Source organism: Pseudomonas sp. RIT288, assembly GCF_000631985.1.
Taxonomy (GTDB): Bacteria; Pseudomonadota; Gammaproteobacteria; order Pseudomonadales; family Pseudomonadaceae; genus Aquipseudomonas.
In genome coordinates, this window is record NZ_JFYN01000011.1 from 13,297 (window position 1) to 38,157 (window position 24,861).

The window sequence follows — 24,861 nt, forward strand, 5'->3', positions numbered from 1 at the left end:
GTTGAAACATGCGGTGACCGGAAGTCCGCCTTCGCGAGCAGGCTCGCTCCCACATTGGAACGCATTTTCCTGTAGGAGCGAGCCTGTTCGCGAAGGCCGCGACTCGGTGTGGGATCAGCCCTCGACCGCCGGAATATGCCCAAACATCTCCTGAGTAAACGCCACCCGTTCCTCGACCGACTCGGTCACCCCACGCGCCTTCAGGTCTTCCAGATGCGCCTCGACCGCGTGCGTACGCAGGGTCAGCCCGCAGTCGTTGGCAATCTGGATATTCAGCCCCGGCCGCGCATTCAGCTCGAGAATCAGCGGGCCTTTCTCCTGATCCAGCACCATGTCCACACCGATGTAGCCCAGGCCGCACAGCTCATAGCAACCAGCGGCGAGTTTCATGAAACCGTCCCAGTAGGGCAGTTGCACGCCGTCCACCGCGTTGGTGGTGTCGGGGTGTTTGTTGATGATGTTGTTCAGCCAGGTGCCGCGCAGGGTCAGGCCGGTGGCGAGGTCGACACCGACACCGATGGCACCCTGGTGCAGGTTGGCCTTGCCGCCGGACTGACGGGTCGGCAGGCGCAACATCGCCATCACCGGATAGCCCATCAGCACGATGATGCGGATGTCCGGCACGCCTTCGTAGCTGATGCTTTTGAAGATCTGGTCCGGGGTCACCCGGTACTCGATCAGTGCGCGGTCGCGGTGGCCGCCCAGCGAATACAGACCGGTGAGAATGCTCGAGATGTGGTGCTCGAGTTCTTCGTGGGCGAGGATCTTGCCCGAGACCGTACGGTAGCGGCCCTCGAAGCGGTCGGCGATCACAATGATGCCGTCACCGCCGGCGCCCTGGGCCGGTTTGATCACGAAGTCGTTACGCCCGCCGATGATCGCGTCGAGCTTGTCGATTTCCTTCTCCGTGGAGATCACGCCGTACAGTTCCGGCACGTGAATGCCGGCAGCGATGGCGCGCTCCTTGGTGATGATCTTGTCATCGACGATCGGGTACAGGCTGCGCTTGTTGTACTTGAGCACGTAGTCGGCGTTACGCCGATTGATGCCCATGATGCCCCGCGCCTCCAGAGCTTTCCAGGTCTTCCAGAAACCGAACATCAGGCGTCAGCCTTCTTCAGGAAAGCCTTGAAACGCACCAGCTCGGTCAGGCGGTAGCCGCGATAACGCCCCATCGCCAGCATGAAACCGACCAGAATCAGCAGGATCGCCGGGAAGGTGAACACGAAGTACACCAGTTCCGGCACGGTCATGATCAGGTGTGCCAGCGAGGCGGCGAACAGGGTGCCGATCGCCACTTTCATGGCATGGCTGGCGCCGCGTTCTTCCCAGGTGATCGACAGGCGTTCGATGGTCATGGTCAGAATCACCATCGGGAACAGCGCCACCGACAGACCGCGCTCCAGACCAAGCTTGTGACTGAACAGGCTGATGGCGGCAATCAGCACCACCACGAAGGTCAACACCACCGACAGACGCGGCAGCATCTGCAGCTTCAGGTGTTCCAGGTACGAACGTAACGACAGGCCCAGCGCGGTGATCACGGTAAACAGCAGGATGCCGAAGCCCAGTTGCGTTTCGCGGAAGGCCAGGGCGATCAGTACCGGGGTAAAGGTCCCGAGGGTCTGCAAGCCGATCAGGTTGCGCAGGATCAGGATCACCAGCACCCCGATCGGGATCATTACCATGATCATGAACGTCTGCTGGGTCTGCAGCGGCAGGCCGTAGAGCGAGTATTCGAGGAAGTTGGCGTCGGTGTTTTCGTCGGTCAGCTTGGCCAGACGAATCGCGTTCATCTCGCTGTTGTTCAGGCTGAAGGTCACGTTGGCTTTTTTCGCGCCCTCGATGGTGATCAGGTTCTCATCACCGGTCCACCACAGTAGACGGTCGGTCGGCAGGCCTTGCTCGCCGGTTTCCGGGTTGAAGTACAGCCAGTCGTTGCCATTGAAGCTGCGCAGCCACAGCTCCGGGGTTTGCGGCTGGTCGGCGACGAGGCGGATGGTGTGGACTTTTTCCACCGGCACGTGGGCGATGGACAGCAGCAGTTCGACGATCTTCGCCTTGTGCGGCGTCGACGGGTCGCCTGCCAGCAGCAGTTTGACGTTGTCGTCGTTGGCGTTGTTGACGCGTTTGATCGCTTCGCCGATGAAGGTTTCGACGTCGGCCGAGTGCTGGCGGATCGGCGCGAGCAGGGCTTCGGCGGCGATTTTTTCCGGGCCTTCGATGGCAATGCTGTCGCGGAAGGTCGGGCCTTTGATCTTGGATTTTTCCGCGGTGTAGCGTTTGGTCAGCACCAGGCGGTAATAAAGGGTCTGGTTGCCCTTGGCCCGGCGCGCCGACCAGGTGACCTTGCGGTTGCCGTCGACGCGGTTGACCGCCACACCGTAGTTATTGGAGATAAAGCTTTCGTTGAGGCTGACGTAATCGCGGCTCAGCGGCGGCACGAACATCTGGACTTTCACCGGATCCTTGGTGCTGGCGACGAACTCGACTTTGGCGTCGATGTTCCACAGGTCGTCGGTGGCGTCTTCGGTCACCGGGATGCCGAGCACGAAAATCTGATAGGCCGTAACCGAAACGCCCAGGAGCACCAGAATGGTGATCAGGATTTTCAGGTGGAAGGTTAGAGAACGCATGGAAATTACTCGGCGGTATGAGCGGCGATGGTGCAGGCGGGTTTGCCGGCAGCGTATTTAAGACTGGGGTCGACCAGCGCGTCGAAGCGTTTCAAGGCTTCGGAGCCGATCAAAAGCGGATATTGGAACGCACTTCGGTCGGTCAGGTTCACTTCGATGCTGCGCAGCGCCGTGCCCATGCAGATATCCAGCTCGATCACCGGGCGCGCAGTGTACTTTTTACCTTCTTCCGGGTCGTAGTCGCCGGCGCGGCGCTTGATCTTGCTGACCCGGGCCAGCGGCCTTTCGATCGGGTGCGAATGCGCAGCGTCGATCGCCAGGTAGAAACGCACCCAGGACTCGCCGTTGCGTTTGAAGCGTTTGATGTCGCGGGCACTCAGCGAGGCGGTTTTGGCGCCAGTGTCGAGTTTGGCCGCGACCTGCAGATTGATGCCGTCAAGCGATGCATATTCGTTGAGGCCGTACACGGTTTTTTCCCCCGCCGCGGCGAGGCCGGGCAGGCAAAACAGCGCAAAAAATGTGGGGAAGGGCTTGAGTCTCATAAATCCTGGTGCGCAGCGTTCCGTTTTCGGTTCAGGTTCCTGGCAATACTGCGCAATCCCCTTCGTGTGCCTATCAGCTTTTTATGACAAGCCGTACAAATGGCCAGCAAATGCGGGCGGCATTCTAGCACGGTGGTTTTATGGCGCCAGCGCTGGGGCCGGTCTATAAAAGATCAAAAGATCGCAGCCTGCGGCAGCTCCTACAGGGGGTACGCGAATCCAATGTAGGAGCTGCCGAAGGCTGCGATCTTTTCGGCTTATTAGACGATTGTCGACAATGTCTATTTTTCCTTTGACTGATGCGGGCTAATTGACTACTTTTTGCCGCATTGGATTTAAAGGTGTCGACAATCATGCTGGATCAACTCGATCCCCCGGTCATCAGCGGCGACGATTCCGAGACGCTCTCGGAAAACGTCTTCCGGCGTATCCAGGCAGCCATCGTCAAAGGCGAGATCGCCCCGGGCAGCAAGATCTCCGAGCCCGAGCTGGCGCGCACCTACGGCATCAGCCGCGGGCCGCTGCGCGAAGCCATTCATCGGCTTGAAGGCCAGCGCCTGCTGGTGCGCGTACCGCATGTCGGCGCGCGGGTGGTCTCGCTCAGTCACGCCGAATTGCTCGAACTCTACGAAATTCGCGAATCCCTTGAAGGCATGGCCTGTCGGCTGGCGGCTGAGCGCATGAGCGTCGAAGAAATCGACGAACTGCGCCGGGTGCTGGAAACGCACGAGCGCGACGCGGCGTTTCAGGCCGGGGTCGGCTACTACCAGCAGGAAGGCGATTTCGACTTTCATTACCGGATCATCCAGGGCAGCGGCAATCGCACCCTGACCCAGATGCTCTGCGGCGAGCTGTATCAACTGGTGCGCATGTACCGCATCCAGTTTTCCACCACGCCCAACCGGCCACGCCAGGCCTTCGCCGAACACCACCGGATTCTCGATGCCATCGCCGACCGTGACGGCGAACTCGCGGAATTGTTGATGCGCCGCCACATCGGCGCCTCGAAACGCAACATCGCCCGTCATTACCAGGACGGCGCCGACAATAAGACAGCCACTGAACGAGGTGAGTCATGAGTTCCAAGCAGAACACTCCAGGCCAGCGTTTCCGCGATGCGGTCGCCAGCGAGCATCCTTTGCAGGTGGTCGGCGCGATCAACGCCAACCACGCGCTGCTGGCCAAGCGTGCCGGTTTCAAGGCGATCTACCTGTCCGGTGGCGGGGTGGCCGCAGGCTCGCTCGGCGTGCCGGACTTGGGTATCACCGGCCTGGATGACGTGCTGACCGACGTGCGGCGCATCACTGACGTCTGCGATCTGCCGCTGCTGGTGGACGTTGATACTGGTTTCGGCGCCTCGGCGTTCAACGTGGCGCGCACCGTGAAGTCGATGATCAAATTCGGCGCCGCGGCCATTCACATCGAAGACCAGGTCGGCGCCAAGCGCTGCGGCCACCGTCCGAACAAGGAAATCGTCACCCAGCAGGAAATGGTCGATCGCATCAAGGCCGCGGTCGATGCCCGTACCGACGACAGCTTCGTGATCATGGCGCGTACTGACGCGCTGGCGGTTGAAGGTCTGGAATCGGCTCTGGATCGCGCCGCCGCGTGCATCGAGGCCGGCGCCGACATGATCTTCCCGGAAGCCATCACCGAGCTTGAGATGTACAAGCTGTTCGCCAACCGGGTGAAGGCGCCGATCCTCGCCAACATCACCGAGTTCGGCTCGACGCCGCTGTACACCACCGAGCAACTGGCCGGCGCCGACGTGTCGCTGGTGCTGTACCCGCTGTCGGCGTTCCGCGCGATGAACAAGGCCGCGGAAAACGTCTACACCGCGATCCGTCGCGACGGCACCCAGCAGAATGTCATCGACACCATGCAGACGCGCATGGAGCTTTACGACCGTATCGACTACCACACCTTCGAGCAGAAGCTCGATGCGTTGTTTGCACAAAAGAAAGGCTGAACAAGATCCCCTGTGGGAGCGAGCCTGCTCGCGAAAGCGGTGAGTCAGGCAATAACAAAGTGACTGGCACGACGCTTTCGCGAGCAGGCTCGCTCCCACACGTTTCCCATACAAATTCAAGAAAACTGGAGACAGCAATGGCCGAAGCAAAAATACTCAGTGGCGCCGGGCTCCGGGGCCAGGTTGCCGGGCAAACCGCACTGTCCACCGTGGGCCAGGCCGGTGCCGGGCTGACCTATCGCGGCTACGACGTGCGTGAACTGGCAGCAGACGCGCAGTTCGAAGAAGTCGCGTACCTGTTGCTGTACGGCGAACTGCCGACCCAGGCGCAACTCGACGCTTACCAGCAAAAGCTGAGCAAGCTGCGCGACCTGCCGCAGGCACTGAAAGAAGTGCTGGAACGCATCCCCGCCGACGCCCACCCGATGGACGTGATGCGCACCGGTTGCTCGTTCCTCGGCAACCTCGAACCGGAGAAAGACTTCTCCGAACAACGCGACAAGACCGACCGTCTGCTCGCCGCGTTCCCGGCGATCATGTGCTACTGGTATCGCTTCAGCCACGACGGCAAACGCATCAACTGCGTCAGCGACGAGCGGTCGATCGGCGGCCACTTCCTGCACCTGCTGCACGACAGGAAACCGAGCGAACTGCACGTCAAAGTGATGAACGTATCGCTGATTCTTTACGCCGAACACGAATTCAACGCCTCGACCTTCACCGCTCGCGTTTGCGCATCGACCCTGTCGGACCTGTATTCCTGCGTCACCGCCGCCATCGGTTCGCTGCGTGGCCCGCTGCATGGCGGTGCCAACGAAGCGGCGATGGAAATGATCGAGCGCTTCTCGTCGCCGGAAGAGGCGATCAAAGGCACCCTCGGCATGCTCGAACGCAAAGACAAGATCATGGGCTTCGGTCACGCGATCTATAAGGACAGCGATCCGCGCAACGAGGTGATCAAGGGCTGGTCGAAAAAACTTGCCGACGAAGTCGGTGACAAGGTGCTGTTCGCGGTTTCCGAAGCCATCGACAAAACCATGTGGGAGCAGAAAAAACTGTTCCCCAACGCCGACTTCTACCATGCCTCGGCGTACCACTTCATGGGCATCCCGACCAAGCTGTTCACGCCGATCTTCGTCTGCTCGCGCCTGACCGGCTGGGCCGCGCACGTCTTCGAACAGCGCGCCAACAACCGCATCATCCGTCCAAGCGCCGAGTACGTCGGCGTCGAACAGCGCAAGTTCGTGCCAATCGAACGTCGCTGAATGGTGAGGGCCAGCCACAAAGCGTAACCCCTGTAGGAGCTGCCGAAGGCTGCGATCTTTTGATTTTGTTTTTCAAGATCAAGATCAAGATAAAAAGATCGCAGCCTTCGGCAGCTCCTACAGGGGATCGGTGTGGAGGCCCCACCCTTTGAAACTACCGTGACCCGAGTCCTGACCCGATGAACACAGAATTCCGCAAAAACCTGCCCGGCAGTTCCCTGGATTATTTCGACGTCCGTGCGGCGGTCGAGGCGATTCAGCCCGGCAGCTACGACACCTTGCCGTACACCTCCCGCGTGCTGGCGGAAAATCTCGTGCGTCGCTGTGACCCGGCCACGCTCACCGATTCCCTGAAACAACTGATCGAGCGCAAACGCGACCTCGACTTCCCGTGGTTCCCGGCGCGTGTGGTGTGCCACGACATTCTCGGCCAGACCGCACTGGTCGACCTCGCCGGCCTGCGTGACGCGATTGCCCAGCAGGGTGGCGACCCGGCGCAGGTCAACCCGGTGGTGCCGACGCAACTGATCGTCGACCATTCGCTGGCGGTGGAAGCGGGCGGTTTCGACAAGCAGGCGTTCGAGAAGAACCGCGCCATCGAAGACCGGCGCAACGAAGACCGTTTCCACTTCATCAACTGGACCAAAAAGGCCTTCAAGAACGTCGACGTGATCCCGCCGGGCAACGGCATCATGCACCAGATCAACCTGGAGAAAATGTCCCCGGTGATCCAGGTGCGCGACGGCGTGGCGTTCCCCGACACCTGCGTCGGCACTGACAGCCACACCCCGCACGTCGATGCGCTGGGCGTGATCGCCATCGGCGTCGGTGGTCTGGAAGCCGAGAGCGTGATGCTCGGCCGCGCCTCGTGGATGCGCCTGCCGGAAAGCGTGGGCGTCGAACTGACCGGCAAGTTGCAACCGGGCATCACCGCCACCGACATGGTGCTGGCGCTGACCGAATACCTGCGCAAACAGAAAGTCGTCGGCGCCTGGCTGGAGTTCTTCGGCGAAGGCGCCTCCGCGCTGACCCTCGGCGACCGCGCGACCATCTCCAACATGGCCCCGGAATACGGCGCCACCGCAGCGATGTTCTACATCGACCAGCAGACCATCGACTATCTGAAACTCACCGGACGCGAAGACCAGCAAGTGCAGCTCGTCGAGCAGTACGCCAGACTCAACGGCCTGTGGGCCGACAGCCTGAAAGGCGCGCAATACGAGCGTGGCCTGAGCTTCGATCTGTCGTCGGTGGTGCGCAACATGGCCGGCCCGAGCAACCCGCACGCCCGTGTGGCGGTAGCGGATCTGGCGGCCAAAGGCATCTCCGGGCAGTGGGATGACGTGCCGGGGCAAATGCCCGACGGCGCGGTGATCATCGCCGCCATCACCAGTTGCACCAACACCAGCAACCCGCGCAACGTGATCGCCGCCGGTCTGTTGGCGCGCAACGCTAACAAACTTGGTCTGACCCGCAAGCCCTGGGTCAAATCCTCGCTGGCACCGGGTTCGAAAACCGTGGCGCTGTACCTCGACGAAGCGGGGCTGACCACGGAGCTGGAACAACTCGGTTTCGGCGTCGTCGCGTTTGCCTGCACCACGTGCAACGGCATGTCCGGCGCCCTCGATCCGGTGATTCAGCAAGAGATCATCGACCGCGATCTGTATGCGACTGCCGTGCTCTCCGGCAACCGCAACTTCGACGGCCGCATTCACCCGTACGCCAAACAGGCGTTCCTCGCTTCGCCGCCACTGGTGGTCGCGTACGCCATCGCCGGGACCATCCGTTTCGACATCGAGAAAGATGTGCTGGGCGTGGTCGACGGCAAGGAAATCCGCCTGAAAGACATCTGGCCGAGCGACGAAGAAATCGACGCCGTGGTGAAGTCGTCGGTGAAGCCGGAGCAGTTCCGTCAGGTCTACATTCCGATGTTCGCCGTCCACGAAGACACCGGCCCGAAAGTCGCGCCGCTGTACGACTGGCGCGAGATGAGCACCTACATCCGTCGTCCGCCGTACTGGGAAGGCGCACTGGCCGGCGCGCGTCCGCTGAAGGGCATGCGCCCGCTGGCGGTGCTGCCGGACAACATCACCACCGATCACCTGTCGCCCTCCAACGCGATCATGCTCGACAGCGCCGCCGGCGAATACCTGGCGAAAATGGGCCTGCCGGAAGAGGACTTCAACTCGTACGCCACGCACCGCGGCGACCACCTGACCGCGCAGCGCGCAACCTTCGCCAACCCGAAACTGTTCAACGAAATGGTCCAGGAAAACGGCAAGGTCAAACAGGGTTCGCTGGCCCGCGTCGAGCCGGAAGGCAAGGTGATGCGCATGTGGGAAGCCATCGAAACCTACATGCAGCGCAAGCAGCCGTTGATCATCATTGCCGGTGCCGACTACGGTCAGGGTTCGTCCCGCGACTGGGCGGCGAAGGGCGTGCGTCTGGCGGGCGTGGAAGCGATCGTCGCCGAAGGTTTCGAACGCATCCACCGCACCAACCTGGTGGGCATGGGCGTGTTGCCGCTGGAATTCAAACCGGGCACCGACCGTCACACGCTGACCATCGACGGCAGCGAAACCTACGACGTGATCGGCGCCCGAACCCCGCGCGCCGACCTGACGCTGGTGATCCACCGCAACAACGGCGAGCGTGTTGAAGTGCCGGTGACCTGCCGTCTGGACACCGCTGAAGAGGTGTCGATCTACGAGGCCGGCGGCGTGTTGCAGCGCTTCGCCCAAGACTTCCTCGAAGAGTCGGCGGTTGCCGTTTAAAACAAGTTAAGCGTCCAGGGGATGATGAGTCCCTTGGGCCTTTGAGGAGCAACCATGGCTCACGCACCACAAATCAAAATCCCCGCCACCTACATGCGCGGCGGCACCAGCAAAGGCGTGTTCTTCAGCCTCAAGGATCTGCCTGAAGCGGCGCAGATTCCTGGCCCGGCCCGCGATGCCTTGCTGTTGCGGGTGATCGGCAGTCCCGACCCGTATGACAAGCAGATCGACGGCATGGGCGGCGCCACCTCGAGCACCAGCAAAACCGTGATCCTGTCGAAAAGCATCAAGGCTGATCACGACGTCGATTACCTGTTTGGTCAGGTCTCCATCGACAAACCGTTCGTCGACTGGAGCGGCAACTGCGGCAATCTCTCGGCAGCGGTCGGTTCGTTCGCCATCAGCAACGGTCTGGTGGACGCCAGCCGCATTCCGCACAACGGTGTCGCGGTGGTGCGCGTGTGGCAGGCCAACATCGGCAAGACCATCATCGCCCACGTGCCGATCACCAACGGCGAAGTGCAGGAAACCGGTGATTTCGAACTCGACGGCGTGACCTTTCCGGCGGCCGAAGTGCAGGTCGAATTCATCGATCCGGCGGCGGAAGAAGAGGGCGGCGGCGGTTCGATGTTCCCCACCGGCAACCTGATCGATCAACTGGAAGTGCCGGGTGTCGGCACGTTCCAGGCGACCATGATCAACGCCGGGATCCCGACGATTTTCGTCAACGCCGCAGACATCGGCTACACCGGCACCGAGCTGCAAAGCGCGATCAACAGCGACCCGAAAGCCCTGCAGATGTTCGAAACCATCCGCGCCTACGGTGCGTTGCGCATGGGCCTGATTTCGAATCTGGACGACGCGGCCAAGCGACAGCACACGCCGAAAGTCGCGTTTGTCGCCAAGCCTGCGGATTACATCGCGTCCAGCGGCAAGGCGATTGCCGCCGCTGATGTCGATCTGCTGGTGCGTGCGTTGTCGATGGGCAAGTTGCACCACGCGATGATGGGTACGGCAGCGGTGGCGATTGGCACGGCGGCGGCGATTTCCGGGACTCTGGTGAATCTCGCAGCAGGCGGTGTCGAGCGCAACGCTGTGCGCTTCGGCCATCCCTCCGGAACCTTGCGCGTGGGTGCCGAGGCCAGTCTGGAAAACGGTGAGTGGGTGGTGAAAAAAGCCATCATGAGCCGCAGTGCACGGGTGTTGATGGAAGGCTACGTGCGCATCCCCGGCGACGCCTTCTGACCCTGCACATAACCCTGTAGGAGCTGCCGAAGGCTGCGATCTTTTGATTTTGATTGTTTAAAAACAAGATCAAAGGATCGCAGCCTGCGGCAGCTCCTACAGGGATTGCATTTCAAAAATAAAAATCCAGCGCCTGAACCGAGGTCCCCTCAACGAACCACTGCCAGAGTGAATCGAACATGAGCGCCAACGTCGACCTGAACAACCGCCCCGACTACGACCGTGTCCTGCAGGACATCGCCGATTACGTCCTCACCTTCAACGTCGAATCTGCCGAAGCCCTCGACACCGCCCGCAACTGCCTGATGGATACCCTCGGCTGTGGCCTGCTGGCGTTGCGTTTTCCCGAGTGCACCAAACACCTTGGCCCAATCGTCGAGGGCACCGTCGTGCCGTTAGGGGCGCGAGTGCCGGGTACTTCCTATCGCCTCGACCCGGTAAAAGCCGCTTGGGACATCGGCTGCATCGTGCGCTGGCTCGATTACAACGACACTTGGCTTGCCGCCGAATGGGGGCATCCGTCGGACAACCTCGGCGGGATTCTCGCGGTGGCCGATCATCTGTCGCAGAAGCGTGTCGCCAACGGCGAAGCACCGCTGACAGTGCGCGACGTGCTTGAAGCGATGATCATGGCCCACGAGATTCAAGGCGTGATCGCTCTGGAAAACTCGTTCAACCGCGTCGGCCTCGACCACGTTCTACTGGTGAAAGTCGCTTCGACCGCCGTCACCGCCAAACTGATGGGCGCCAATCGCGAGCAACTGCTGTCGGCGTTGTCCCATGCCTTCGCCGATGGTCAGGCGCTGCGCACCTATCGTCATGCGCCGAACGCCGGGTCGCGCAAATCCTGGGCGGCGGGGGATGCGACCAGTCGCGGCGTGCGTCTGGCCGACATTGCTCTGCGTGGCGAGATGGGTATTCCCGGGGTGTTGACGGCCAAACAGTGGGGCTTTTACGACGTCTCGTTCAGCCACACCAACAACGATCTGGCGCTCAAGCCCGAAGGCAAACGCGCCTTCAGTTTCTCGCGGCCCTACGGCAGCTACGTCATGGAAAACGTGCTGTTCAAGATCAGCTTCCCCGCCGAGTTCCATGCGCAGACTGCCTGCGAAGCGGCGGTGACCTTGCATCCGTTGGTGCGCAACCGCTTGCATGAAATCGATCGTATCGTCATCACCACCCATGAGTCGGCGATTCGCATCATTTCCAAGGTCGGGCCGCTGGCCAACGCCGCCGACCGCGATCACTGCCTCCAGTACATGACCGCCGTGCCGCTGGCGTTCGGCAATCTGCTGGCCGAGCAGTACGAGGACGCTTTCCACGCCGCGCATCCGATCATCGATGTGCTGCGCGAAAAGATGGTCATCGTCGAAGATCCGCGATTCACCCGCGAGTATCTGGAGGCCGACAAGCGTTCGATTGCCAACGCGGTGCAGGTGTTTTTCAAGGACGGATCGAGCACCGAAAGCGTCGTGGTCGAATACCCGATCGGCCACCGTCGCCGCCGCGCCGATGGCATCCCGTTGCTGGAGGACAAGTTCAAGGCCAACCTGGCGACGCGTTTCACCGGCCAGCGCAGCAACGAGATCTTCACATTGTGCAAGGATCAGGCGCGGCTTGAATCGACTCCCGTAAATCGCTTCATCGACCTGTTCGTCATTTGACGCCAAACGCTGTCGGAGCTGCTGCAGGCTGCGATCTTTTGATTTTTCGAGATCACATCAAAAGATCGCAGCCTGCGGCAGCTTCTACACGGATGGTTTTCGCCTTTTTTCGATGGGCAATTTGGTGATCGCAAAGCCGCTCAACAAAATCGCCGAATAGATCATCAACTCGCGGGACAAGGTCTGCCCCTCGTACCAGGCGCCGATGATCACGGCGAACACCGGAAAAATGATAAACACGAACGACAGAATGATCGGGCTCAGGCGTTTGAGCAGTAAAAAGTAAACGATGAATCCGCCGACCGATGCCACCAGTCCGAGGTAGAACAGTGCGCCCCAGGACCGCGCGGTGACGTCCTTGAAAACCGGTGTTTCTACATTCAATCCGACAATAAATAACATCAGCCCGGCGATGCCGATCGGCAGGGTGTTGTAGGTGATCACGCTGATCGCACGGCCGTGTTTCTTGGTCACCACGTAGCACAGCGCATGCAGGATCGCCGCGCACAGAATGGCCAGTACGCCGAGCCACTCCGCCTGATCCAGATGCAGGCCCTGGCTGCGGATGATCATGAACAGACTGGCGAAACCGATGGCGATACCGAGCATCTGCGTGGGGAGGATTTTCTCGCGCAGAAACAGCGCGGAAAACATCAGGATAAACACCGGCATGCAGCTGAACAGCAGCGCGGTCAGGCCTGACGAAACGTGCAATTCACCGTAGTTGAGCAAGTAATACGGCAGGCTGAAATACGACAGGGTGACGAACACGAAGAACCAGTGACTCTGCCGTGGGAACAGCAGTGGCTCCTTGCGCAGCACGGCGAAGCTCAGGAACAGCGGAAAGGCGATCAGGAAGCGCAGACCCGCGGCAGTCAGCGGCGGCACGCTTTCCACGGCAATCTTGATCCCCAGCCATGTGGTGCCCCAACTCAGGCAGACGATCAGAAACAACGTGCTGGTGAGCAGCCGGGCGAGCCATGGTTTGCTGGCGTTCAACGGTGCGCTGATGGCAGTCGACATGCTGGGTGCTCCGCATTGACCTGGTTATTGAAAAGGGCTATCCCTGATTGAACCTGTTTTCAGCACGCTATTCGGGGCGACAATGACTGTCAAAGTAAGTATTGCCATGGTGTCAATCCTGCGCGACGGCCTCGCCAACGGGGTCGGCGTGAAATACAAGCGTCTGGCGGATGCGGTGCAGCAGGCCATCGCCGAGGGCGTGATTGCGGCGGGAGCGAAATTGCCGCCGCACCGGTTGTTGGCCGACAGCCTGGGCGTGACCATCGGCACTATCAGTCGCGCCTATGGCGAGCTGGAACGGGTAGGTCTGGTCGTGGCGCGGGTCGGCGATGGCACCTACGTGCGTGAGCGCGGGATGGAGCGGCCGCAGGACAAGGGTTTTCGCAATGTCAGCGATGAGCCGCGCGCCTGTTTCGACATGAGCCGCAATCAGCCGATCCCCGGGCAGGAGGCGCTATTCATGAGCCAGACGATGCAAAGTCTGGCCAGCGATCCGCGTGGCTTGCAACAGTTGACCGGCTACACCGTCGAAAGCGGTTTGCTGCGGCACCGGCAGGCGGGGGCACGCTGGTTGAGCCATGGTGCGTTTCAACCGCAGGCCGATCAGGTGTTGTGCGTCAACGGCGGCCAGCATGGCTTGCTGTGCGCCTTGATGGGCCTGCTCAAGGCCGGCGACACGCTGGTCACCGAGCATCTGACCTACCCGGGACTGATCAGCGTTGCCCGCCAGTTGGGGATCAAACTCATCGGGGTCGCAATGGATGACGAGGGTTTGCTGCCGGCGGCACTGGAAGAGGTCTGTCGTCAGCATCGCGTCTCGGCGTTGTACTGCACGCCGACCATTCAGAACCCGACCGCCGCGGTCATGTCGGTGCCTCGGCGTGAGGCGATTGCCGACCTCTGTCGCCAACACAATCTGCTGATTTTCGAAGACGACGCGCATGCGGTGCTGGCCCGCGAGCGGCCGTTGCCGCTGAGTCATTTCGCCGCCGAGCGAGCGGTGTTGATCGGCAGTCTGAGCAAGGCGGTTTCAGCCGGCCTGCGGGTCGGTTACCTGCAGGCACCGCAAGCGCTGATCGGGCGCCTGAGCGCGGCCATTCGCGGCACCTGCTGGATGGCCAATCCGTTGGCGATGGAGCTGGCGAGCCGCTGGATCGACAACGGCATGGCCGAGCGTTTGCTGGATGAGCAGATCAGCGAGATCGGCCGGCGCAAGGCCTTGGTCGCGCCGGTGTTGGCGGGGCTGAATGACAAGGCGGATGCGCACAGTCCGCACTTCTGGATCGAGGTACCGCAGTTGTGGCGAGCATCGCAGATTGCTGCAGAGCTCAAGGAAAACAATTACCTGGTCGCCACCGCCGAGGCCTTTGCGGTCGGGCATGCGGCGGTGCCGCAGTTCATTCGGGCGAGTGTCTGCAATGCGGTGGGGGATGATCGGTTGTTGCTGGGCGGGTTCGAGGCCCTGGCACGGGCTTTAACGGAAACCGTGTAATCGTTCTTCGCGAGCAGGTTCACTCCTGCAGGGGAATGCACTTCAAATGGTAGGAGTGAGCCTGCTCGCGATAGCGATGTTGCAGACACCGAGAAGCTATTTGAAGCGCCGCTCCACACCTTTCTCCACCAGAATCTTCGCCGAAATCTCTTCCACCGAAAAATGCGTGGAGTTGATGTGCGGGATGTTCTCGCGGCGGAACAGGTTTTCCACTTCGCGCACTTCGAATTCGCACTGGGCGTAGCTCGAATAGCGGCTGTTGGGCTTGCGCTCGTTGCGGATCGCGGTGAGGCGGTCCGGGTCGATGGTCAGGCCAAACAGCTTGTGCTGATGGGTGCGCAGGGCGGTCGGCAGGGTCAGGCGCTCCATGTCGTCTTCGGTCAGCGGGTAGTTGGCCGCGCGGATGCCGAACTGCATCGCCATGTACAGACACGTCGGCGTCTTACCACAACGCGACACGCCCACTAGTATCAGATCGGCCTTGTCGTAATAGTGGGTGCGCGCGCCGTCATCGTTGTCGAGGGCGAAGTTCACCGCTTCGATGCGCTCCATGTAATTGGAGTTGTGGCCGATCGAGTGGGACTTGCCGACGGTGTAGGAAGAGTGCTCGGTCAGTTCCTGCTCGAGCGGGGCGAGGAACGTCGAGAAAATGTCGATCATGAAACCATTGGACGTTGCGAGAATCTCACGGATGTCCTGATTGACGATGGTGTCGAAGATGATCGGGCGGAAGCCGTCGGTTTCAGCGGCTTTGTTGATTTGTTGTACCATGGCCCGCGCTTTGTCCGCGTTGTCGATATACGGCCGCGTGAGCTTGGTGAAGGTAATGTTTTCGAACTGCGCCAGAAGGCTTTGACCCAGGGTTTCGGCGGTAATGCCGGTGCCATCGGAGATAAAGAAAGCAGATCGTTTCATTTGCACCTTGGGCCTTAAGCTAAAGAGTATTTCTGGATATGATAGGCGCGATTTGCCGGCCGCCATTGGCCCGCATTCTCACTTATTTTCCAGGTCCAGGCCATACAGCCGGCCAACGCTCCCCCGAGCTGCCGGTTTCTGAGCTTTTCCAACACAGTTAGTGGAGAGATCACCTTGGTAGAGTACGTAGTTTCCCTCGATAAGCTCGGCAAACACGATGTTGAGCATGTGGGGGGCAAGAACGCATCCCTGGGCGAGATGATCAGCAACCTGGCGGGTGCCGGTGTGTCGGTCCCCGGCGGCTTTGCCACCACCGCGCAGGCCTATCGCGACTTTCTCGAACTGAGCGGCCTCAACGATCAGATCCACAAGGCTCTCGACGCCCTGGACGTCGATGACGTCAACGCGCTGGCCAGGACCGGTGCGCAGATTCGTCAATGGATCATGGACGCCGAATTTCCTGAAAAACTCAATGCCGAGATCCGCACCGCGTTCGCCGCGTTGTCGGCCGGTAACCCTGACGTGGCCGTGGCCGTGCGTTCTTCCGCCACCGCCGAAGACTTGCCGGACGCATCGTTCGCTGGTCAGCAGGAAACGTTCCTGAACATCCGTGGCGTGGAAAACGTTATCCGTGCCGCCAAAGAGGTGTTCGCATCGCTGTTCAACGACCGGGCGATTTCCTACCGCGTGCACCAGGGCTTCGACCACAAACTGGTCGCCCTGTCGGCTGGCGTGCAGCGCATGGTGCGTTCGGAAACCGGCACCGCCGGCGTGATGTTTACCCTCGATACCGAATCCGGTTTCCGTGACGTGGTGTTCATCACCGGCGCCTATGGCCTGGGCGAAACCGTCGTACAAGGCGCGGTCAACCCGGACGAATTCTACGTACACAAAGGCACCCTGGAAGCCGGTCGTCCGGCAATCCTGCGCCGCAACCTCGGCAGCAAAGCGATCAAGATGATCTACGGCGACGAGGCCAAGGCCGGTCGTTCGGTGAAGACTGTTGATGTCGACAAGGCCGAACGCGCGCGTTTCTGCCTGACCGACGCTGAAGTCAGCGAGCTGGCCAAGCAGGCGATGATCATCGAGAAGCACTACGGCTGCCCGATGGATATCGAGTGGGCCAAGGACGGTGACGACGGCAAGCTGTACATCGTGCAGGCCCGTCCGGAAACCGTGAAAAGCCGCACCCAGGCCAACGTCATGGAACGTTACCTGTTGAAAGAAACCGGCACTGTGCTGGTGGAAGGTCGTGCCATCGGCCAGCGCATCGGTGCGGGCAAGGTACGGATCATCAAGGACGTCTCGGAAATGGACAAAGTCCAGGCCGGCGACGTGCTGGTCTCCGACATGACCGACCCGGACTGGGAACCGGTGATGAAACGTGCCAGCGCCATCGTCACCAACCGTGGCGGGCGTACCTGCCACGCGGCGATCATCGCCCGTGAACTGGGGATTCCAGCGGTTGTGGGCTGCGGCAACGCCACCCAACTGCTGAAAGATGGCCAAGGTGTGACCGTGTCCTGCGCCGAAGGCGACACCGGTTACATTTTCGAGGGCGAGCTGGGCTTCGACGTCAAGAAGAACTCCGTTGACGCCATGCCGGAGCTGCCGTTCAAAATCATGATGAACGTCGGCAACCCGGACCGTGCCTTCGACTTCGCGCAACTGCCGAACGCCGGTGTCGGCTTGGCCCGCCTGGAGTTCATCATCAACCGCATGATCGGCGTACACCCGAAAGCGCTGTTGAACTACGACGGCCTGCCGCAGGAAATCAAGGACAGCGTCGACAAACGCATCGCCGGTTACAACGATCCGGTCGGCTTCTACGTCGAAAAACTGGTGGAAGGCATCAGCACCCTCGCTGCAGCGTTCTGGCCGAAGAAGGTTATCGTCCGTCTGTCGGACTTCAAGTCCAACGAATACGCCAACCTGATCGGCGGCAAGCTGTACGAGCCGGAAGAAGAAAACCCGATGCTCGGCTTCCGTGGTGCTTCGCGTTACATCAGCGAATCGTTCCGTGACTGCTTCGAACTCGAATGCCGCGCACTGAAACGCGTGCGCAACGAGATGGGCCTGACCAACGTCGAAATCATGGTGCCGTTCGTCCGTACCCTCGGCGAAGCCAGCCAGGTGGTCGATCTGCTCGCCGAAAACGGCCTGGCCCGTGGCGACAACGGTCTGCGCGTGATCATGATGTGCGAACTGCCATCCAACGCGATTCTCGCTGAAGAGTTCCTCGAATTCTTCGACGGCTTCTCGATCGGTTCCAACGACCTGACCCAGTTGACCCTGGGCCTGGACCGTGACTCCGGGATCATTGCGCACCTGTTCGACGAGCGTAATCCGGCGGTCAAGAAGCTGCTGGCCAACGCGATTGCCGCGTGCAACAAGGCCGGCAAGTACATCGGCATCTGCGGCCAGGGCCCTTCGGACCACCCGGATCTGGCCAAGTGGCTGATGGAGCAGGGTATCGAAAGCGTGTCGCTGAACCCGGACTCCGTACTGGAAACCTGGTTCTTCCTCGCCGAAGGTCAGGCCCAGGCTTGATACCTATGTGAACGGCCCGTTCCCCTTGTGGGAGCGAGCCTGCTCCGGGCGGCGTTCCGACGAAGACGGAGCAACATTCAGCAGTGATGTTGGCTGATACTCCGCTTTCGTCGGAACGCCGCCCGGAGCAGGCTCGCTCCCACAGGAGGCGGGTTTGAGATTTGAGTAGGGCGGGCTCCTGTAGATGCCGCCCTTTTTTGTGCAAGAGCATTATGCAAAGCAGCAGCAACCTGTTTCCTGTCGCCCTGATCAGCGCCGAACGTCGTGGTGATCTGAGCGAAGATGTGTATCGACTCAAACCCGGCAACAGTCCCGACTGGTCCGTGGAAATCGCCGTGACCCGCCTGGGCATGGCCGACGACACGGCACCACGCGGCGTGCCGGTGATTTTGCTGCACGGCAGCTTTTCCAACCGGCGCTTCTGGTTTTCCCCGAAGGGTCTGGGGCTGGGCGCGTACCTGACGCGTCTGGGCTTCGACGTGTGGATCCCGGAGATGCGCGGTCACGGCCTGTCGCAGCGCAATGAGGACTACCGGCGCAACCGCGTGGCCGACTACGCCCGTTACGATCTGCCGGCGATTGCCGCGTTCGTTCGCGAGCAGAGTGGGCAGGTGCCGCACTGGATCGGCCATTCGCTGGGTGGCATCACCTTGGCAGCAGCGCTGGGTGGCGAATACCTCGGCGAGCCCGCCGTGGCCTCGGCGGCGTTTTTCGGCACGCAGGTCAGCCGCACGTACTGGCCGCTGAAGATTCCACCGGTGGAGTGGAGCGGGCGCTTTATTCTCAAGCGTTTCGCGCAATTGTCCGGCTCGCGCCTCAAGCGCGGTCCGGAAGACGAGCCGATCGGTCTGGCGCTGGAAAGCATGCGCTGGTACGGCCTGTTCGGGCGTTTTGGCGACAAGGACAAGGACTGGTGGGCAGGGCTTGCCGAGGTTCAGGTGCCGGTGTTGGCCGTGACCGCGGCGGGCGATCATCAGGATCCGGCATGGGCCTGTCGCAAACTGTTCGAGCAGATCGGCTCCGAGCACAAACAGTTCGTCAATCTGGGGCGCGAGCAGGGCTTCAGCGACAACTTCGGGCATGTCGAGATGTTGGTAAGCAAAGCGGCGCAGGCCGAAGTCTGGCCACTGGTGGCACGCTGGCTGAACGATCAGCAGACGTCGTTGCTTGGCGGCAAGCCCGATCTGGCCGCTGCGGTCTGAGCCGGGTGCTCTGAAAAGGGCATTTCGTTCAGGTCTGCTTGCGGCTAAGATATGACGCATTGTGCGATTCTGGTCATATTTAGTGGCTGTTTAGTTATTACGTTTCAGCGTTTGTTCAGGTTCACTCAGCGACCATTGCATGAACTAAGGTAAACAGCGACTGCCGGAGCTCGTTTCAAAAGAGTGCGACATCCTTGATCGTCTTCCTTTTTACAGGAGTTTTTCGATGAACCATTACCTCACGCCTGATTTGTGCGACGCCTATCCGGAGCTGGTGCAGGTGCTGGAACCGATGTTCAGCAATTTCGGCGGCCGTGATTCTTTCGGCGGCGAAATCGTCACCATCAAATGTTTCGAAGATAACTCGCTGGTCAAAGAGCAAGCCGAACTCAAGGGTAACGGCAAGGTGCTGGTGGTCGATGGCGGCGGTTCGCTGCGGCGCGCGCTGCTCGGTGACATGATCGCCGAGAAAGCCGCGAAAAACGGCTGGGAAGGGCTGGTGATCTACGGTTGCATCCGTGACGTCGACGTCATCGCCCAGACCGATCTGGGTGTCCAGGCCCTGGCCAGCCATCCGATGAAGACCGAAAAACGTGGCATCGGCGATCTCAACGTACCAGTGACTTTCGCCGGCGTGACGTTCCACCCGGGCCACTACATCTATGCGGACAACAACGGCGTGATCGTTTCGCCGAGCCCGCTGCAGATGCCTGAATAAATCGCGGTACCGACAGGGGTGAGGATGTTCGAGGAAGAAAACGCGCAGTGGGGGCTGGTGCACGCCCTGGTGCTGGACGGAAAAGGCGGCGCGCGTTCGATTGCCCGGACTGAACTCGACGATCTTCAGTTGCAGGCCCATGAGAGCCTGTGGCTGCATTGGGATCGCAGTCATCCGCAAACCCAGACCTGGCTGCGCAAATCCAGCGGCCTGAATGAATTCGCCTGCGACCTGTTGCTGGAAGAAAACACCCGGCCGCGCCTGTTGCCGTTGCCGGATGCCGAACTGCTGCTGTTTTTGCGCGGGGTCAATCTGAACCCCGGTGCCGAGCCGGAAGACATGGTCTCGGTGCGGATTTTCGCCTCGGCGCAACGGGTCATCTCCCTGCGCTTGCGTCCGCTGCGCGCCACCGATGAACTGTTGGCGCTGCTGAGCGAGGGCAAGGGCCCGAAAACCTCCTCCGAACTGATCCTGTATCTGGCGCAATTCCTCACCAACAAGGTGCAGGATCTGGTCACGTGCCTGTCGGAACTGGTCGATGAAGAGGAAGAAAAACTGGATGCCGACGAACGGTATACCCCCGAACATGGCTCGATTTTGCACATCCGCCGCCGGGCTGCCGGACTGAAGCGTTTTCTGGCACCGCAGCGGGATATTTTCGGGCAGCTGACACGGATAAAACTGCCGTGGTTTGTCGACGATGACGCCGACTACTGGAACGAATTGAACAACAGCCTGACGCGCTATCTTGAAGAGCTGGAATTGACCCGAGAGCGCATGGGGCTTGTGCTGGAGGCTGAGGACCGGCGTTTGAACGTGCGCATGAATCGCACGATGTACCGCTTCGGCATCATCACCTGCATCTTTTTGCCGATGAGTTTTCTCACCGGCCTGCTGGGCATAAACGTGGGCGGCATTCCGTTCTCGAGCAGCCCCTATGGTTTCCTGATTGCCTGTCTGACGGTGCTGGCGATGGCCTTCGGTCAATGGTGGTTATTCCGCCGTTTGCGCTGGGTGTGAATATGCAACATGTGACCCGACCAAATTTGCCCGCGTCTTTCACAGACATCACGAGAGGTGCGTATGCACGATCCGTTTGAACAGTCTTTGCGCGACATGCTCAACGCCTCGCCGTCCAGCCGTGACGACGACGCATGCCTGGGGCGCGTACTCAAAACCGCCAACCGCCAGGTTGGCGCCGGTGATCTGTTCAGCCTGCTGGGCCGCTGGCTGCCCGCGCTGATGATCGCCCTGAATAACGGATCGGCCCATGTTTCGCCGGTTTCCCGTCTTCGTAAAACTACTGCACGCACTGCTGATAAGGCTGATTGAATATGGAACTTGATCTCTGGACTCAGAGCCTCGTCACTGCAATGACTGCGTTGTGGACCAAAGTCGCTAATTTCATTCCGAACCTGTTCGGCGCACTGGTTGTGCTGCTGTTGGGTTTCGTGGTCGCCAAGCTGCTCGATACCTTGCTGTCCAAATTGCTCGCCAAACTGGGACTTGATCGCCTGATGGGCGGCACCGGTCTGACCAAGTTGATGTCGCGTGCCGGCCTGCAAGTGCCGATCTCGACCTTGATCGGCAAGATCGTCTATTGGTTCGTTCTGCTGATTTTTCTGGTTTCTGCAGCAGAGTCCCTTGGACTTGAGCGAGTTTCAGCTACGCTGGACATGCTGGCGTTGTATTTGCCGAAAGTTTTCGGCGCCGCGCTGGTGTTGCTGGTGGGTGTATTGCTCGCGCAATTGGCCAATGGCCTGGTGCGCGGGGCGGCGGAAGGCGTAGGGCTGGACTACGCTTCGGGTTTGGGCCGAATCGCCCAGGGGCTGGTGATCATCATCAGCATCTCGGTCGCGATCAGTCAGCTCGAGGTCAAGACCGACCTGCTGAACCATGTGATTGTCATCGTATTGATTACCGTTGGTCTGGCCGTTGCGCTGGCCATGGGTTTGGGAAGCCGGGAAATTGCCGGTCAGATTCTTGCGGGAATCTATGTGCGTGAGTTGTATCAGGTTGGGCAACAAGTGCGTGTTGGCGAGGTCGAAGGCCAGATCGAAGAGATCGGCACGGTTAAAACCACATTGCTGACCGATGAGGGTGAGCTAGTCTCACTTTCCAATCGGATCCTGCTGGAACAGCATGTGAGTAGCCGCTAACCCGGCAAACCCTGCTAATGTATGCCGCCGCAAAATGCCCTGAGAGGGGTGCGGCGGACATTGACCTGACTGTCGGCACGACTTGTTTTGAATAAAGCCCAAACGCTATCCACGCGCTATGACCCCCGTGAGCTCTCTGATGAGGAGTTGGTCGCGCGCTCGCATACCGAGCTGTTTCACGTGACGCGCGCCTATGAAGAGCTGATGCGGCGTTACCAGCGAACATTATTTAACGTTTGTGCGAGATATCTTGGGAACGATCGCGACGCGGACGATGTCTGTCAGGAAGTGATGCTTAAGGTGTTGTACGGCCTGAAGAACTTCGAGGGGAAATCGAAGTTCAAAACCTGGCTCTACAGCATCACGTATAACGAATGCATCACGCAGTATCGGAAGGAACGGCGAAAGCGTCGCTTGATGGACGCCTTGAGTCTGGACCCGCTGGAAGAAGCGTCGGAAGAAAAGGCGCCGAAACCCGAGGAGAAGGGCGGACTCGATCGCTGGCTGGTGTATGTGAACCCGATTGACCGTGAAATTCTGGTGCTACGATTTGTCGCAGAGCTGGAGTTTCAGGAGATCGCAGACATCATGCACATGGGTTTGAGTGCGACAAAAATGCGGTACAAACGTGCTCTAGACAAATTGCGTGAGAAATTTGCAGGCATTGCTGAAACTTAGTTCAGCGCAAATATCTCTTACGTGTAGGCAAGTTCTGATAGACTTGCCGCCGAGTTGTCCCCCGGTTTGCGGGACTGCTTCACAATCACCAGATGGGGATTTAACGGATGAAACTGAAAAACACCTTGGGCTTGGCCATTGGTTCTTTGATTGCCGCTACTTCGTTCGGCGCACTGGCACAAGGCCAAGGCGCAGTTGAAGGCGAACTGTTCTACAAGAAGCAGTACAACGACAGCATCGATCACGTCGAAGACGGCTTCAACCCAGGCGCCTCTATCGGTTACTTCTTGACCGACGACGTAGCGTTGAACTTCACCTACGACCGTAACAACCACACCCGTTCGAACGACGGTACCGGTAGCCAGAAGCTGCACGGCGACAACTTCGGTCTGATCGCTCAGTACCACTTCAACAACGCTGGCGACGCTCTGCGTCCTTACATCGCTGGTGGTGTTAAGCACGGTAGCCTGACCAACGTTGAAGCTGACGGCCACAGCGGTCGCGATCAGTCGACTTACCTGAACGCCGGCGCTGGCGTTAAGTACTACTTCGCTGAAAACTTCTACGCCCGTGCTGGTGTAGACGCTGACTACAAACTGGACAACGGTCGCTGGAACTACGCTCCAGTTGTTGGCCTGGGTGTGAACTTCGGTGGCGGCAACAAGCCTGCTGCTGCTCCAGTTCCAGCTCCGGCTGAAGTCTGCTCCGACAGCGACAACGATGGCGTTTGCGACAACGTTGACAAGTGCCCGGACACCCCAGCCAACGTAACTGTTGACGCTGATGGCTGCCCAGCAGTTGCTGAAGTTGTTCGTGTTGAGCTGGACGTCAAGTTCGACTTCGACAAGTCGGTCGTCAAGCCAAACAGCTACGCTGACATCAAGAACCTGGCTGACTTCATGAAGCAGTACCCAGCCACTCACACCACTGTTGAAGGTCACACTGACTCCGTCGGTCCTGACGCTTACAACCAGAAACTGTCCGAGCGTCGTGCAAACGCCGTTAAGCAGGTTCTGACCAACCAGTACGGTGTTGAGTCGTCCCGCGTTCAGTCGATCGGCTACGGCGAATCCCGCCCAGTTGCTGACAACAAAACTGAAGCTGGCCGTGCTGTTAACCGTCGCGTAGAAGCGCAGGTTGAAGCTCAAGCTAAGTAATTAGCTGCCGCTACGAGAAAAGCCCGGCTCAGGCCGGGCTTTTCTTTGTTTGCGATTTGGCGTTGACGCTCTAAAGATCGCAGCCTGCGGCAGCTCCTACACGGTATCCGCACACATCCTGTAGGAGCTGCCGAAGGCTGCAATCCTTTGATTTTCTGCGACAGCCGCAACAACCCCAATCACCAGAATCGCCGGACTCTTCAAGCCAAACCCCACCGCATCCTCTTCCATGGCCAACAGATTACTGCGGCATTCGCGCTGCTGTGGTAGCGATGCATTCTCGATCATCGCCACTGGCATATCCGCCGCCATCCCGCCCGCCAATAGCTGTTCGCGAATTTCGCCCAGTTTGGCCACTCCCATGTAGATCACCAGCGTCGTCCCGCCCTGCGCCAGGGCCTGCCAATTCAACTGGCTGTCGTCCTGAGTGTGTGCGGTCACCAGCGTTACGCCGCGCGCCACACCGCGCAGCGTCAGGGGAATATCGCACTGTGTCGCGCCGGCGAGTCCGGCGGTAATGCCGTTGACCAACTCGACCTCAACCCCACGTTCGCGCATCCACTGTGCCTCTTCGCCACCACGGCCGAAAATGCACGGGTCACCGCCCTTGAGTCGCACCACGCATTTGCCTTGGCGTGCATAACGCAACATCAGCCGATGGATGAACGCCTGCGGTGTCGAGCGACAGCCGCCGCGCTTGCCCACGGCAATGATTTGCGCCGTGGGACAATGTTCCAGCACTGCGGCATTGACCAGATCGTCAATCAACACCACGTCCGCTTCGCGCAACGCACGTACCGCCTTGAGCGTCAGCAACTCGGGGTCACCGGGGCCTGCACCCACCAGCCAGACTTTTGCACTCATGGTGTTTT

General features: G+C 60.1%; 21 protein-coding genes. 15 read left to right on the forward strand and 6 right to left on the reverse strand.

Going from position 1 to position 24,861, the window contains the following annotated elements:
* Positions 1 to 114: 114 nt before the first annotated feature.
* From BW33_RS11240 to rloA, 3 genes are read right to left on the reverse strand one after another with little or no spacing between them, the layout of a single operon-like run.
* Positions 115 to 1,101, reverse strand: coding sequence for an alpha-L-glutamate ligase-like protein (locus BW33_RS11240; RefSeq protein ID WP_047599031.1), 987 nt, complete (start codon positions 1,099 to 1,101; stop codon positions 115 to 117).
* Positions 1,101 to 2,636 carry an osmotic stress tolerance membrane protein RloB gene (gene rloB / locus BW33_RS11245; RefSeq protein ID WP_007960894.1) on the reverse strand — a complete coding sequence of 512 codons (1,536 nt, stop codon included), beginning with the start codon at positions 2,634 to 2,636 and terminating at the stop codon, positions 1,101 to 1,103. Before rloB ends, BW33_RS11240 begins: the two co-directional genes overlap by 1 nt.
* Before the next feature lie 5 nt (positions 2,637 to 2,641).
* Entirely contained in the window at positions 2,642 to 3,178 is a 537-nt protein-coding gene (gene rloA, locus BW33_RS11250; protein WP_025110318.1) for a retropepsin-like aspartic peptidase RloA, read from the reverse strand.
* Between the two features lie 356 nt (positions 3,179 to 3,534).
* On the opposite strand from rloA, the gene BW33_RS11255 reads away from it, so the two are divergent.
* The 6 genes from BW33_RS11255 to prpD all read left to right on the forward strand — a co-directional run bounded on the left by BW33_RS11255 (position 3,535) and on the right by prpD (position 12,095).
* Positions 3,535 to 4,257 carry a GntR family transcriptional regulator gene (locus BW33_RS11255; protein ID WP_169432611.1) on the forward strand — a complete coding sequence of 241 codons (723 nt, stop codon included), beginning with the start codon at positions 3,535 to 3,537 and terminating at the stop codon, positions 4,255 to 4,257.
* A complete protein-coding gene (gene prpB, locus BW33_RS11260; RefSeq protein ID WP_003223269.1) occupies positions 4,254 to 5,147 on the forward strand; it encodes a methylisocitrate lyase in 894 nt (297 codons plus the stop codon). Before BW33_RS11255 ends, prpB begins: the two co-directional genes overlap by 4 nt.
* A gap of 137 nt (positions 5,148 to 5,284) precedes the next feature.
* Entirely contained in the window at positions 5,285 to 6,412 is a 1,128-nt protein-coding gene (prpC, locus tag BW33_RS11265) for a bifunctional 2-methylcitrate synthase/citrate synthase (protein WP_047599033.1), read from the forward strand.
* Positions 6,413 to 6,591: 179 nt separating this feature from the next.
* Positions 6,592 to 9,186, forward strand: a complete 2,595-nt coding sequence (gene acnD, locus BW33_RS11270) for a Fe/S-dependent 2-methylisocitrate dehydratase AcnD (protein ID WP_047599034.1) — start codon at positions 6,592 to 6,594, stop codon at positions 9,184 to 9,186.
* 54 nt (positions 9,187 to 9,240) lie between these two features.
* Complete coding sequence (gene prpF, locus BW33_RS11275) at positions 9,241 to 10,431, forward strand: 2-methylaconitate cis-trans isomerase PrpF (protein WP_047599035.1); 1,191 nt, start codon at positions 9,241 to 9,243, stop codon at positions 10,429 to 10,431.
* Between the two features lie 179 nt (positions 10,432 to 10,610).
* Entirely contained in the window at positions 10,611 to 12,095 is a 1,485-nt protein-coding gene (prpD, locus tag BW33_RS11280) for a 2-methylcitrate dehydratase (protein ID WP_047599036.1), read from the forward strand.
* 84 nt (positions 12,096 to 12,179) lie between these two features.
* Here the strand turns inward: prpD and BW33_RS11285 are convergent, their stop codons facing one another.
* Positions 12,180 to 13,118, reverse strand: a complete 939-nt coding sequence (locus BW33_RS11285; protein WP_047599037.1) for a DMT family transporter — start codon at positions 13,116 to 13,118, stop codon at positions 12,180 to 12,182.
* Positions 13,119 to 13,200: 82 nt separating this feature from the next.
* Between BW33_RS11285 and BW33_RS11290 the strand changes: the two genes are divergently transcribed.
* The gene (locus tag BW33_RS11290; protein WP_052032709.1) at positions 13,201 to 14,610 is read left to right on the forward strand and encodes an aminotransferase-like domain-containing protein; all 1,410 of its coding nucleotides are present in this window, start codon (positions 13,201 to 13,203) and stop codon (positions 14,608 to 14,610) included.
* Positions 14,611 to 14,706: 96 nt separating this feature from the next.
* On the opposite strand, the gene ppsR is transcribed toward BW33_RS11290, so the two are convergent.
* Complete coding sequence (gene ppsR / locus BW33_RS11295; RefSeq protein ID WP_047599038.1) at positions 14,707 to 15,525, reverse strand: posphoenolpyruvate synthetase regulatory kinase/phosphorylase PpsR; 819 nt, start codon at positions 15,523 to 15,525, stop codon at positions 14,707 to 14,709.
* A 174-nt stretch (positions 15,526 to 15,699) separates the two neighbouring features.
* Between ppsR and ppsA the strand changes: the two genes are divergently transcribed.
* The 8 genes from ppsA (at position 15,700) to BW33_RS11335 (ending at position 23,989) form a co-directional block, all read left to right on the forward strand.
* Positions 15,700 to 18,075, forward strand: coding sequence for a phosphoenolpyruvate synthase (gene ppsA, locus BW33_RS11300; protein ID WP_047599039.1), 2,376 nt, complete (start codon positions 15,700 to 15,702; stop codon positions 18,073 to 18,075).
* A gap of 212 nt (positions 18,076 to 18,287) precedes the next feature.
* Positions 18,288 to 19,277 carry an alpha/beta fold hydrolase gene (locus BW33_RS11305; RefSeq protein ID WP_047599041.1) on the forward strand — a complete coding sequence of 330 codons (990 nt, stop codon included), beginning with the start codon at positions 18,288 to 18,290 and terminating at the stop codon, positions 19,275 to 19,277.
* Positions 19,278 to 19,503: 226 nt separating this feature from the next.
* On the forward strand, positions 19,504 to 19,995 hold the full coding sequence (rraA, locus tag BW33_RS11310) for a ribonuclease E activity regulator RraA (RefSeq protein WP_047599043.1): 492 nt from the start codon (positions 19,504 to 19,506) through the stop codon (positions 19,993 to 19,995).
* Positions 19,996 to 20,019: 24 nt separating this feature from the next.
* Complete coding sequence (locus tag BW33_RS11315) at positions 20,020 to 21,015, forward strand: zinc transporter ZntB (RefSeq protein WP_027613291.1); 996 nt, start codon at positions 20,020 to 20,022, stop codon at positions 21,013 to 21,015.
* A gap of 63 nt (positions 21,016 to 21,078) precedes the next feature.
* Positions 21,079 to 21,327, forward strand: coding sequence for a hypothetical protein (locus BW33_RS11320; RefSeq protein ID WP_003223293.1), 249 nt, complete (start codon positions 21,079 to 21,081; stop codon positions 21,325 to 21,327).
* A gap of 2 nt (positions 21,328 to 21,329) precedes the next feature.
* Positions 21,330 to 22,154, forward strand: a complete 825-nt coding sequence (locus tag BW33_RS11325) for a mechanosensitive ion channel family protein (protein WP_007916401.1) — start codon at positions 21,330 to 21,332, stop codon at positions 22,152 to 22,154.
* Between the two features lie 87 nt (positions 22,155 to 22,241).
* Positions 22,242 to 22,832: an RNA polymerase sigma factor SigX gene (gene sigX / locus BW33_RS11330; protein WP_011333251.1), complete on the forward strand. Its 591-nt coding sequence runs from the start codon at positions 22,242 to 22,244 to the stop codon at positions 22,830 to 22,832.
* Between the two features lie 107 nt (positions 22,833 to 22,939).
* Positions 22,940 to 23,989 (forward strand): OmpA family protein, encoded by a 1,050-nt coding sequence (locus tag BW33_RS11335; RefSeq protein ID WP_047599045.1) that lies wholly within the window; start codon positions 22,940 to 22,942, stop codon positions 23,987 to 23,989.
* 96 nt (positions 23,990 to 24,085) lie between these two features.
* On the opposite strand, the gene cobA is transcribed toward BW33_RS11335, so the two are convergent.
* Positions 24,086 to 24,853: a uroporphyrinogen-III C-methyltransferase gene (gene cobA, locus BW33_RS11340; protein WP_047599046.1), complete on the reverse strand. Its 768-nt coding sequence runs from the start codon at positions 24,851 to 24,853 to the stop codon at positions 24,086 to 24,088.
* Between the last annotated feature and the right edge of the window lie 8 nt (positions 24,854 to 24,861).